The sequence below is a fragment of the Paenarthrobacter sp. NPDC089988 genome, assembly GCF_044748465.1.
GTDB lineage: Bacteria > Actinomycetota > Actinomycetes > Actinomycetales > Micrococcaceae > Arthrobacter.
In genome coordinates, this window is record NZ_JBIVGD010000002.1 from 1 (window position 1) to 11,153 (window position 11,153).

Sequence of the window (11,153 nt, forward strand, 5' to 3'; positions counted from 1 at the left end):
TCAAGCGACAGAGCGTCAAAATCATGCCGGAGCCGGCAGGCCAGCACACCCATATCCTGCACCAGGAAACAGGCTACGAAAAAGGTAACGAGCGTCCGGCGGGGAGGGGGCGTTCGGTGAGAGAGCGTTGGGGTGGGGGCTTCCGTAGACTGATCCCATGAACACCGCCTCCCTTCTTGCCGTGTGCCGAGTCCACCAACTGTTGCCGGATCCGGAGGGCAGCGTGGGCGTAACCGCGATCGACAAACGCGCGGTGGAGGGGCCCGTCAAGGTGCACAAACTGGGCCTTCACGGAGATGTGCAGGCCAGCCGCAAGGATCACGGGGGAGAGGACCAGGCCCTTTACGCCTACTCGCAGGACGATGCCGACTTCTGGTCCGCCGAACTGGGACGCGGGCTGCCTCCGGGAATCTTCGGGGAGAACCTCCGCGTTGCAGGCATCGATGCCACCGGAGCGGTGATCGGGGAGCGCTGGAAGATTGGACTCGACCTGGAAGTTGAGGTGACCTCGCCGCGTGTTCCGTGCGCCACGTTCCAGCGGGTGCTGGGAGAACCGCAGTGGGTCAAGAGGTTCACCGCCGAGGGTCGGGTGGGAACATACCTGCGGGTGGTCAAGACCGGGAGCATTTCGGCAGGCGACCACATCCATCGGCTCTTCGTCCCCAAACACGGCATCACAGTGGGGCAGTGGTTCAGCGAACCGACCCCGGAAATCGTCCAGGCACTGTTGGACGCGGAGGCAGACGGGGAGATCCGTTTGCAGGATGAATACCACTCAAAGTTCGAGAAAATCCTGCGCCGCAACGGCCTCTAGCACCGCCCCACACAGAGGGGTGTGCGCAAGCTCTCACCGCCTCCGACGCCGTGTAGGTCGCGGTGGACCCTGCCCGTGCCCTACACTGGATACATCCCCCACTCCGGAATTCCCTTTATCCTGCCCAATTTTTGAGGCAGGACTGGTAAGTGTTGGGGCCCGCAAACTGTGTGCGGGCATTTTCATAGGGAGCGCCGGCTAAAGAAAACGCTGTACAGACTGCTGGGATAGCAGCCAAGAGATGCAGCGCGAAGTCCTGCCATGGGATTGCGACAGCGCCGGACTTCTGCGAAAGCAGGGCACCCTTGCCGGGCTTTCGCGTGTACTGCGGCCAAGCCCAACCGGGCCGCGCCGACGCCCTATGGATGAGGAATTTCCCCACATGCCCGAGACTCTCAACGAGAACCTTGACGCCGAGACCGCAGAGACCGTGAGCGACGCTCCGGAAGCACCGGCCGCCGTCGAAACCCCTGCGGCTGAAACCGCCCCCGCTGCCGAAACCGAAGAGGAAGGCGTCCGCTTCTCCGACCTCGGCCTTGACGGCCGCGTCCTTGCAGCACTCCAGGATGTTGGCTACGAGAAGCCGTCCCCCATCCAGGCCGCCACCATTCCGCTGCTCCTCGAAGGCCGCGACGTCGTTGGCCTGGCCCAGACCGGTACCGGCAAGACCGCAGCCTTCGCTGTTCCTGCCTTGTCCCGGCTTGCCGAGCTCCACGACCTCAACGGTCCCTCCCGCAAGACCCAGGCCCTGGTCCTGGCTCCGACGCGCGAGCTCGCCCTGCAGGTGGCTGAGGCCTTCACCTCCTACGCCAAGCACATGGACGACTTCACCGTCCTGCCCGTCTACGGTGGCTCGGCTTACGGCCCGCAGCTCGCTGGCCTGCGCCGCGGTGCCCAGGTTGTTGTGGGTACCCCCGGCCGCGTTATCGACCACATCTCCAAGGGTTCCCTGGACCTCTCCGAACTCCAGTACCTGGTGCTGGACGAAGCCGACGAGATGCTGCGCATGGGCTTCGCCGATGACGTGGAGCAGATCTTCCAGCAGACCCCGGAGACCCGCCAGGTGGCACTGTTCTCCGCCACCATGCCCGGCCAGATCCGTCGCATGTCCAAGCAGTACCTGAACGACCCCGCCGAGATCTCGGTCAAGTCCAAGACCTCCACGGGTTCCAACATCCGCCAGCGCTACGTGCAGGTCATGGGCCCGCACAAGCTGGACGCGATGACCCGCATCCTCGAGGTGGAAGAGTTCGACGGCGTCATCGCCTTCGTGCGCACCAAGATGGCCACCGAGGACCTCGCCGACAAGTTGAAGGCCCGCGGCTTCCAGGCTGCCGCAATCAACGGCGACATCCCGCAGCAGCAGCGTGAGCGCACGGTTGACGCCCTGCGCGAGGGCCGCATCGACATCCTGGTGGCAACCGACGTCGCCGCCCGTGGCCTCGACGTGGAGCGCATCAGCCACGTCGTGAACTACGACATCCCGCACGACACCGAGTCCTACGTCCACCGCATCGGCCGTACCGGACGTGCAGGCCGCAGTGGTGACGCGATCCTCTTCATGACCCCGCGCGAGAAGTACTTGCTCCGTGCCATCGAGAAGGCCACGCGCCAGTCGGTGGAGCAGATGCACCTGCCGACGGCGGAGACGGTCAACTCCCTGCGCCTGGGCAAGTTCGCCGAGCGCATCACCGAAACCCTTGAGTCCGAGGATGTTTCGCTGTTCCGCGACCTCATCGCTTCCTACGAGGAAGAACACAAGGTTCCGGCTGCCGAGATCGCCGCAGCCCTGGCTGTCATGGCACAGGGTGGCCAGCCGCTCCTGGTCAAGGACCTCCCTGCAGCACCGGAATTCCAGAAGCGCGAACGCAAGGACGGCTTCAACTCCCGCGGCCCGTCCCGAGCCCTGACCGAGGGCAACGCCACGTACCGGATCGCCGTCGGACGCCGCCAGCGCGTCATGCCGGGTTCGATCGTGGGCGCCATCGCCAATGAAGGTGGCATCTCGTCCTCGCAGATCGGTGGCATCGACATCCGCTCGGACCACTCCCTGGTTGAGCTCCCCGCGGACCTGAGCCCCGAGCAGCTGCGCGCCCTGTCCCGTACCCGGATTGGTGGCGAGCTGATCCACCTCGAGCTGGACACGGGACGCAAGCCCCGCGGTGAAGGCGATCGCGGCGGCTACTCCGGTGGCCGTGGCGGCGGAAACTTCAAGGGCAACGGTGGCTTCAAGAAGGAGTTCCGCCGCAACGATGGTGAGCGCTCCTCGGCAGACCGTGGCGGCCGCTCCTACAGCGAGCGTACCTCCGGCAGCTACGGCGACCGTGACCGTGGCCAGTCGAGCGGATCGCGCTTCGGCGGTCACGGCGACGGTGCCCGCAAGCCCCGCGGCGGCGGCGAAGGCGGCCACCGCGACTTCAACCGCAAGGGCAAGTGGTAAACCCAGCAACATCCCCAGGGGTCGGCTTTCGAGCCGGCCCCTGGGTCGTTTAACGCGGCGGGTTCCCTGCCACTGGCACCCGCCGTACCATCGAGCCATGGGATTCCTGGACAACGTGAAGAAGAACCTCGGTTTGGGACACAAGGACCACGCTGCCGGGGAGTCGACGGCGCGCCAAGCGGCCGAGGACGCTGCCGCCGTCGAGGTTTCCGCCTCGGACACGGCGGCCGCGGAGGCCGCGGCAGCGCAGGCGGCCGAACAGCAGGCGGCAGCCACCGCGGCGGCCGCGCAGGAGGCGCACGACGTCGGCCTGGAGCCTTCGGACCCGGAGGTGCGGCAGGCGGGCCAGGACGCCGCCGTGGAGGCCGCTGCGGGGGCCGGTCAGGCCGGGCGAGTGGCTCCGCGCGTCACGGAGGTGGTGGTGGAGCCAGGGGACACCATGGCCGGCATCGCGGCCCAGTTCAAAGTGGACCTTGGAGCGCTCATCGCGACGAACGCAGACACCGTGCCGAACCCGGACGCGATCTACCCCGGACAGGTGCTCCGTCTGCCCTGAAATGGCCCCTTTGAGAACAGGAAATTGGCCGGTTCGCAAATTGTGTCGGAGCTGTTTTTCCCCGTCTTTGCGCCGATTTGGAGCTTCGGAAAACCTCCGGTAGAGTATTTACTCGTTGCCCCCCTAGCTCAGTGGTAGAGCGCGTTCTTGGTAAGAACGAGGTCACCGGATCGATTCCGGTGGGGGGCTCTGGATGAGGGCCTGCGTCAAGGCGGTTTTGACCGGCTGACGCAGGCTTTTCTCATCCGTGGCGGTGTAGCTCAGTTGGTTAGAGCGCACGACTCATAATCGTGAGGTCGGGAGATCGAGCCTCCCCACCGCTACAGAGCAAGGCCCCGCAGGTTTTCACCTGCGGGCCTTTTTTGTTGCCGCGCCGCGTGGGGCCGATGTGGGACAGAATGGGTGCATGAGCCGAATCGCAATCATTGGCGGCCACGGCAAGGTGGCCCTGCATCTGTCCAGGATTCTGAGTGGCGAAGGTCACGATGTCACGTCGTTCGTCCGGAATCCCGACCATGTGTCGGATGTCACGGCAACCGGGGCCGTCGCCGAGGTACTGGACGTGGAAAGTTCGACGACGGCGGAACTCGCCCAGGCGCTCACGGGCCATGACGCAGTGGTCTGGTCGGCGGGTGCCGGAGGAGGCAACCCGGCGAGGACCTATGCCGTCGACCGCGACGCAGCGATCCGCTCCATCGACGCGGCTGCCGAAGCCGGCGTCAACCGCTACGTGATGGTTTCCTACCTCGGCGCGGCGAAGGACCACGGCGTCCCCCAGGATCACGGTTTCTTCGCATACGCCGAAGCCAAGGCAGCTGCCGACGACTACCTGCGCAGCACGTCGCTGGACTGGACGGTTTTGGGGCCGGGGACACTGACGGATGTGCCTCCGACGGGACAGATCGAGGTGGATCCAGCGAACGCGGGCGACGGCACGCAGACTTCCCGGACCAATGTGGCCCTGGTGGCCGCGGCGGTCCTGGAACTCCCGGAAACGGTCAACCGCACTATCAGGTTCAAGGATGGCGCCGTGGACGTAGTGGACGCCCTGACCGGGGAGTGAGGCCCTGGCCCCGGGATATGTTGGTAGGGAACTTTCGCGGCGTGGTCCGCTGAAGTACGGACATACTCATGGGGAAAGCGGAACTATGGATCAATTGGCGCTGATTATCGGATTGCTGCTTGCAACGGTGGTGGCTGTTGGTTTGGGGGACCGGCTCCGCCTTCCCTATCCGGTGCTGATGCTGCTGCTGGCGGTGGCCCTGACGTTCATTCCGGGGTTCCCCGAGTTCGAGATTTCCCCGGAACTGATCCTCCCCATCTTCCTTCCGCCGTTACTTTTCGCCACGGCGCAGAAGAGTTCGTGGGCTGTGTTCCGCGTGCGGTGGAGGACGTTGCTGCTCATGGCCGTGGCCTTGGTGGTGGTCTCCACCGCAGCAGTGGCGGGAGCCGCCTGGCTCATGATCCCGGGGATCGGTATTCCGGCGGCGATCGCCTTGGGGGCCATGGTGGCGCCGCCGGACCCTGTGGCGGTGGAATCCGTTGCGGGCCGGGTGCACATGCCGCGTCGGCTGATCACTGTCCTGCAGAGTGAGGGATTGTTCAACGACGCAGCCGCCATCGTGATCTTCCAGGCGGCAGTGGCGGCCACACTGGCCGGCAGCGAGGTAGGCCCGGGAATCATCCTCCAGTTCGTCATCGGCGCGGCACTCGCCGTGCTGATCGGCATCGCCATGGGCTGGCTCACCAAGGTCATTACCAAGCTGGTGTCCTCCATGGTGGCCAGGAGCGCAGTGACGTTGGTTGTTCCGTTCGCCGCATACATCCTGGCTGAAGAGCTGCACGCCTCAGGCGTGGTGGCCGTCGTCGTCACCGCCTTGGAGTTGCAACGCCACGCCCGCCCGCAGGACGCCGCCGAGCGGGTTACCCGGAACGCCTTCTGGGATGTGGTGGAACTCCTGGCCACGGGCCTGGCGTTCGGATTGGTGGGGCTGGAGATCCGTCATGTCATCCGGGATGAGGGCACGGCCATCTTTGGCATGATCGGAATGGCCGTGGTGATCTGCGTGCTGGTGTTCGTGGTGCGCTACCTCTGGCTGGGTCTCCTGGCGCTGTCCGCCAACCGGCGCAGGAATCTCCTGCAGCCTACGACGCCCAAGGAAGTACTCATCCTGACGTGGTGCGGCATGCGGGGGCTTGCCACCCTGGCGCTGGCGCTGGCGCTTCCGCTCACCCTTCCGGACGGCAGCGATTTCCCGGCCCGGCACGAGATCCTGGTGATCGCCTGCGCGGTGCTGCTGGCCACGCTGGTGGTGCCCGGGTTGACGCTTCCGTGGCTCATGCGTGTCCTCAAAGCCACCGAGGACGGCTCGCACGAGAAGGACGCGGCCCGGTTGCTGGCCAAGCGTGCCCAGACGGCCGCGGTGGCGGCACTCAAGGAGCATGACCTCATGAAGGAGTTGCCGCCGGAGAAGGTGGCCCTGGTCAAGGAAAAGATGCGCCGCCTGCACGCCGAGTTGCTGGATGGAACGCTCAAGAATGAGTCCGCCGCGGAGAAGCGCGAGCGCGGCCGGGAATTGGCCATCACGGTGCAGACCATCGCCTTGGACGCTGCCCGGCTGGAAGTTGTGCAGGCCCGTAACGAACCGGGGACGGATCCGGAGGTTGCCGACCGGGTTCTCCGGCAGCTGGACCTACGGACCATGTCCATGCCGGAGTAGGCCGGAGCCTCCAGCGGGGTTGTGTCAGGAAGCCCGCTTTGGCAGGGACGAAGGAGAGAGATCCAGTGCGTGCTCTTCCACGTAGTCCAAGGCGTGCCGGATGGCTCCGAGCGAGACAATGCCTTCCCCCAGGGTGGAGGTGGCCAACCTCGGGGGAGTGAAGGTGAACTCCGTCAGGTGCTGCTGGATGCCCGGAAGCAACGTCCCCGCGGAGGCTGCCACCCCTCCGGCGAGCACCACGAGTTCCGGGTTGACCAACGTGCTGATGGACCCGATGACCCTCGCCATGCGCAGTGACACCCGGTCCAGGGCGCTGAGGGCGGCACCGTCTCCTTCGGCCGCTGCTGCGAAGACCATCTCGGCGGTCAGGTCTTCCGGGTTGCCGCCACAGAGCCCGCGGAGGCTTGTCTCTTCCTGGTCTTGCATGGCTTCACGGCCCGCCAAGGTGGCATAGAACGCGATTCCGTACGTGTTACCCACGCCGTCCATGTTGTTGAGGAATCCCAGTTCACCGAAGCCGCCCACCTGGCCGTGGAGGAGACGGCCGGATTCGAGGATCCCGGAACCCAAGCGGTCTCCGGCCAGCATGACCACCAGGTTGTCCACACCCTGGGCCGTCCCTTGCCATCGTTCGGCAAGCGCTGCAAGGTTGGCGTCGTTTTCCAGGAGGACATGCCAGCCGTGGCGCTCGGACACGATCCGGCGGACATCGAAGGATTTCCAGAACTCCTGGACGGTGAGGACCTCGCCCTCCCGGCTGACGGGTGCGGCCACGCCAACGGATACTGCCAGGACGGAGTCCGCGGGAACCCCGGCCTCCTGCAAGGCGTTGGCCGCGATCTTGTCCAGCACGTCGGCGCGTTCGGCCGCGGAGACGTTGTATGTCCGGAAGGGCATGGTGACCTGCGAGAGTGGGTTTCCGGCCATGTCGGCGACGATCGTGGTGATCTTGTTGGCGCCGATGTCGATGCCCAGGACGCTGGCGGCGCCGTCGTCGAACACGAAACGGCGGGCCGGGCGTCCCTTGACATAATCGCCCGCGCCGCGCTGGTTTTCGAGTTCCCGAAGCCAGCCGAGCCGGACCAGCTCGTCGCAAATGGAAATGACGGTTGCCCGGGAGAGTCCCGTTTGGGCCATCAGCTCGGTTCCGGTGACGACCCCTGCACCGCGCATGGCCTTGAGCATCGCACCGGCGTTGAGCCTGCGTACCAACTGGGTTGAGGGCGCCGTTCCAGTGAGCATGGTGTGTTCCCACCTTTCCTGGCCGCCGGTGGAGAGAGGTATCGGCCTCTCTAAATTTAGTACATAAATTTAGACTTCCCCGTGTTACGTCTTCGAGCTTGACGGTGTGGCGGCCCTCACACAATACTTGCGACAGGTAATAAATTTATCTCCTATCTAAAATCCCGGGGTGGTGTCGCGCGCCATCACCCCGTTGGCATGCGGCAGAGGGGCCGCACGACGAAAGGACCACGTGTCTGTGAAAGTGACACGCAAGAAACGTTGGGCCGCCATGGGCCTTGGGCTGGCATTGCTTGCCGGCCTTCTTTCGGGATGTGCAGGAGAGCACGGGAAGGAAACCATCCGCTTCACCTTCAGCAAGCGCGAAGCGATTGGCTTCATGACAAAGCTCGTCTCCGAGTACAACGCCTCGCAGGACCACACGGAAGTGGTGCTGGATACGTCCGGCGTCGATGTGGTCTCGGCAAGCTTTGTCCGCGGCAATCCGCCGGACATCGCCTTGGCAAACTACAACATGGAGACCTCGCGCTTTGTCCAGCGGGGTGCGTTGAGCGATCTGTCGGGCACGGGTGCAGCCAGCCGCGTCCGCGAAGACCTCCAGCCGCTCATGGACCAGTACGGTTCCTACCCCGGCCGCACCAGTGCCCTGCCCTATTCGGTCATGGCTTCCTCGGTGATCTACAACAAGCAAATCTTCGCGGCCAACAACATCAAGGTACCTACCACCTGGAGCGAGCTGATTGCCGCGTGCGAGAAGCTCAAGGCTGCCGGAGTGACGCCGTTCTATGCCACATGGAAAGACGACTGGACCATCGCCCAGGGCTGGTTCGACTATGCGGTGGGTGGCCAAGTGGACACCCTTGGCTTCTTCGACAAGCTGGCCTCCGAAGGCACTGCCGTTGGGCCCGGCTCCGAGGCTTCGTTCCAGAAGGACTTTGGCCAGCCGGTGGAAAAGATGCTGACCCTGGCCAAAAAGTACGTCAACAAGGACGCTGCCAGCAGGGCTTACGGGGACGGAAACCTTGCCTTCTCCCAGGGCAAGGCCGCCATGTACCTGCAGGGGCCGTGGGCTTTCAGCGAAGTGGCCAAGACGGCTCCCGACCTGGAACTGGGAACCTTTCCGCTTCCCATGACGGACAACCCGCAGGACCTGCGCGTCCGCGTCAACGTGGACCTCGCCGCGTGGATTCCGGAGGCGTCCCAGCACAAGGATGCCGCCCGTGACTTCCTGGAGTACCTGTACCGGCCCGAAGTCATCGACGCCTACAACCAGTCGCAACTGGGCTTCACGCCCACCAAGGATGCGGCCGGCGCTGCCGATCCCCGGATCGAGGGAATGGTGAAGTACTACGACAACGCCCAGGTGTACCAGGGGCCGTCCGTGCTGGTTCCAAAGACCATCCCGATCATGAACTACACCCAGGCACTCGTGTTTGGCGCAGACCCCACATCCACCCTCCGTACACTCGACGCAGACTGGGCACGCCTGGCCTACCGCCAGTAGCGCAGACACAGGGAGCCAGATAAATGTCCGTCCTCACCACTTCAACGTCATCCAAACGCCCTGCCAGCGGGCGCAGTGCGCAAGCGAATCCCGCACCCGGCCGCCGTCGAACCCGGCGGGTCGAGCCGATCTTCTACCTGTTCCTCCTGCCAAGCCTCGTTCTTTTCACCTTGGCGATCACCGTGCCCGGCGTCATCGGGATCTTCTTCAGCTTCACGGACTCCATCGGAATCGGTGACTGGGAGTTCGTGGGCCTGACCAACTACATCGCCATTTTCAGCGACCCTGCGATCCTGCAGAGTTACCTCTTCACCTTTGGGTTCTCGATCGTGACGGTGATCGTGGTGAACGTGATCGCATTCCTGTTGGCTGTGGGGCTGACCTCCCGCGTCCGGATGAAGTCTGCGCTGCGGACCGTCTTCGTCATTCCCATGGTGGTTTCCGGCATCATCATCGCCTACGTTTTCAACTTCCTCTTCTCCAATTCGCTCCCGGCACTGGGCACGGCCGCCGGGATTCCGTGGCTGGAAGGCAGCCTCCTGGCCAATCCGGACCTCGCTTGGGTCGCCGTCGTACTGGTCACCGCCTGGCAGGCTGTCCCCGGTTCCCTGCTGATCTACATAGCTGGTCTCGTGGCCGTTCCCGGTGACGTGTATGAGGCTGCGGAACTCGATGGTGCCGGCAAGGTCCAGCAATTGCTGAAGATCACGCTTCCACTCGTGGCCGGCTACGTGGTCATCAACGTCATCCTGGGGTTCAAGGGCTTCCTCAACGCCTACGACATCATCGTGGGGCTCACTAACGGAGGTCCGGGGACCTCGACGCGGAGCATTGCCATGACCGTCATCACCGGCTTCAACGGCGGCGACTACGCCTACCAGATGGCCAATGCCACCATCTTCTTCGTGGTTGCCATCCTTATTTCCCTCGTACAGCTCTCCTTGACCCGCGGACGGAATGCCCTCTGATGAGCACACAAGCAACTCTCGATATCCCAGCCCCCTCCACTGGCGGGACTGATGAACGGAAATCTCCCAACAAGCCGGAACGGATCAACTGGTCCGGAAGCACCATCCTCATCCTGTGCGCGGTGACGGTCCTGTTGCCCCTCTACGTCACGGTGTCCATGGCGTTCAAGACCCAGGCCCAGGCGGTGGATGGCAACGCCTTCTCCTTGCCCGCTCCCTTCAGCCTGGACGGATTCGTCCAGGCCTGGACCTTGACCAACTTCCCTGTGGGTGCGGCCATGTCCTTGCTGGTGACCGCGGGAACAGTTGTGGCCACTATTGTGTTGGCGGCGTTCGCCTCCTATGCCATTGTCCGGAACTGGGACCGCCGCCTCTTCCGGTATTCGTTCTTCTACCTGCTGGCCGCTATGTTCATCCCATTCCCCGTTGTGGCCCTGCCGCAGATCCAGTTGACCGGCCGCCTGGGCCTGGACAATCCCCTCGGCGTCATCCTGCTGGCCACCATGTTCCAGTTGAGCTTCAGCGTGCTCCTGTTCACCGCCTTCCTCCGCTCGATCCCCATGGAGTTGGAGGAGAGTGCCAGGATCGACGGGGCAACCACGTGGCAGACGTTCTGGAGGCTGATCTTCCCGCTGCTGGCACCCATGAGTGCAACTGTGGGGATCTTCGCCTTCCTCTATGCCTGGAACGACTTCATGATGCCGTCCCTGATCATTTCCGATCCTGCGCTGCAAACCCTTCCAGTGCGGCAAAGTCTGTTCCAGACTCAATTCAGCAATAACTACCACGTGTCCTTTGCGTCCTACTTGATGGCCATGGCTCCGGCGATCGTTGCCTACCTGTTTACGCAGAGGTGGGTCATGGCCGGCGTGACCCAGGGGGCCGTCAAGGGCTGAGTGTTGACCTGCC

9 protein-coding genes and 2 tRNA genes are annotated in these 11,153 nt (G+C 64.1%); 10 read left to right on the plus strand and 1 reads right to left on the minus strand.

From position 1 onward, the window contains the following. Positions 1-157: 157 nt before the first annotated feature. From ACIPV6_RS03220 to ACIPV6_RS03250, 7 genes are all read left to right on the plus strand, one after another. Positions 158-814, plus strand: a complete 657-nt coding sequence (locus ACIPV6_RS03220; protein ID WP_400269522.1) for an MOSC domain-containing protein — start codon at positions 158-160, stop codon at positions 812-814. A 382-nt stretch (positions 815-1,196) separates the two neighbouring features. Further along, the gene (locus ACIPV6_RS03225; protein ID WP_400269523.1) at positions 1,197-3,254 is read left to right on the plus strand and encodes a DEAD/DEAH box helicase; all 2,058 of its coding nucleotides are present in this window, start codon (positions 1,197-1,199) and stop codon (positions 3,252-3,254) included. Positions 3,255-3,351: 97 nt separating this feature from the next. Further along, entirely contained in the window at positions 3,352-3,810 is a 459-nt protein-coding gene (locus ACIPV6_RS03230; protein WP_400269524.1) for a LysM peptidoglycan-binding domain-containing protein, read from the plus strand. 117 nt (positions 3,811-3,927) lie between these two features. Next, positions 3,928-3,999: transfer RNA gene (locus tag ACIPV6_RS03235), tRNA-Thr, on the plus strand. 60 nt (positions 4,000-4,059) lie between these two features. After that, positions 4,060-4,133, plus strand: a tRNA-Met gene (locus tag ACIPV6_RS03240). Between the two features lie 83 nt (positions 4,134-4,216). Continuing rightward, positions 4,217-4,873 (plus strand): NAD(P)-binding oxidoreductase, encoded by a 657-nt coding sequence (locus ACIPV6_RS03245; RefSeq protein WP_400269525.1) that lies wholly within the window; start codon positions 4,217-4,219, stop codon positions 4,871-4,873. 85 nt (positions 4,874-4,958) lie between these two features. Then, complete coding sequence (locus ACIPV6_RS03250) at positions 4,959-6,530, plus strand: Na+/H+ antiporter (protein WP_400269526.1); 1,572 nt, start codon at positions 4,959-4,961, stop codon at positions 6,528-6,530. A gap of 24 nt (positions 6,531-6,554) precedes the next feature. Here the strand turns inward: ACIPV6_RS03250 and ACIPV6_RS03255 are convergent, their stop codons facing one another. After that, a complete protein-coding gene (locus tag ACIPV6_RS03255) occupies positions 6,555-7,772 on the minus strand; it encodes an ROK family protein (RefSeq protein ID WP_400269527.1) in 1,218 nt (405 codons plus the stop codon). A 232-nt stretch (positions 7,773-8,004) separates the two neighbouring features. On the opposite strand from ACIPV6_RS03255, the gene ACIPV6_RS03260 reads away from it, so the two are divergent. Genes ACIPV6_RS03260 through ACIPV6_RS03270 form a run of 3 tightly spaced genes read left to right on the plus strand, consistent with a single transcriptional unit; the run spans position 8,005 to position 11,140 of the window. Then, positions 8,005-9,276 carry an ABC transporter substrate-binding protein gene (locus ACIPV6_RS03260; RefSeq protein ID WP_400269528.1) on the plus strand — a complete coding sequence of 424 codons (1,272 nt, stop codon included), beginning with the start codon at positions 8,005-8,007 and terminating at the stop codon, positions 9,274-9,276. A gap of 23 nt (positions 9,277-9,299) precedes the next feature. Next, positions 9,300-10,244, plus strand: coding sequence for a carbohydrate ABC transporter permease (locus ACIPV6_RS03265; protein ID WP_400269529.1), 945 nt, complete (start codon positions 9,300-9,302; stop codon positions 10,242-10,244). Next, positions 10,244-11,140, plus strand: a complete 897-nt coding sequence (locus tag ACIPV6_RS03270; RefSeq protein ID WP_400269530.1) for a carbohydrate ABC transporter permease — start codon at positions 10,244-10,246, stop codon at positions 11,138-11,140. The genes ACIPV6_RS03265 and ACIPV6_RS03270 overlap by 1 nt, the downstream gene beginning before the upstream one ends. Positions 11,141-11,153 lie beyond the last annotated feature (13 nt).

Bases quoted from the DNA above. Each gene is read 5' to 3' on its own strand.
- ACIPV6_RS03220 (WP_400269522.1), top strand. From the start codon at position 158: ATGAACACCGCCTCCCTTCTTGCCGTGTGCCGAGTCCACCAACTGTTG.
- ACIPV6_RS03225 (WP_400269523.1), top strand. From the start codon at position 1,197: ATGCCCGAGACTCTCAACGAGAACCTTGACGCCGAGACCGCAGAGACC.
- ACIPV6_RS03230 (WP_400269524.1), top strand. From the start codon at position 3,352: ATGGGATTCCTGGACAACGTGAAGAAGAACCTCGGTTTGGGACACAAG.
- ACIPV6_RS03245 (WP_400269525.1), top strand. From the start codon at position 4,217: ATGAGCCGAATCGCAATCATTGGCGGCCACGGCAAGGTGGCCCTGCAT.
- ACIPV6_RS03250 (WP_400269526.1), top strand. From the start codon at position 4,959: ATGGATCAATTGGCGCTGATTATCGGATTGCTGCTTGCAACGGTGGTG.
- ACIPV6_RS03255 (WP_400269527.1), bottom strand. From the start codon at position 7,772: ATGCTCACTGGAACGGCGCCCTCAACCCAGTTGGTACGCAGGCTCAAC.
- ACIPV6_RS03265 (WP_400269529.1), top strand. From the start codon at position 9,300: ATGTCCGTCCTCACCACTTCAACGTCATCCAAACGCCCTGCCAGCGGG.
- ACIPV6_RS03270 (WP_400269530.1), top strand. From the start codon at position 10,244: ATGAGCACACAAGCAACTCTCGATATCCCAGCCCCCTCCACTGGCGGG.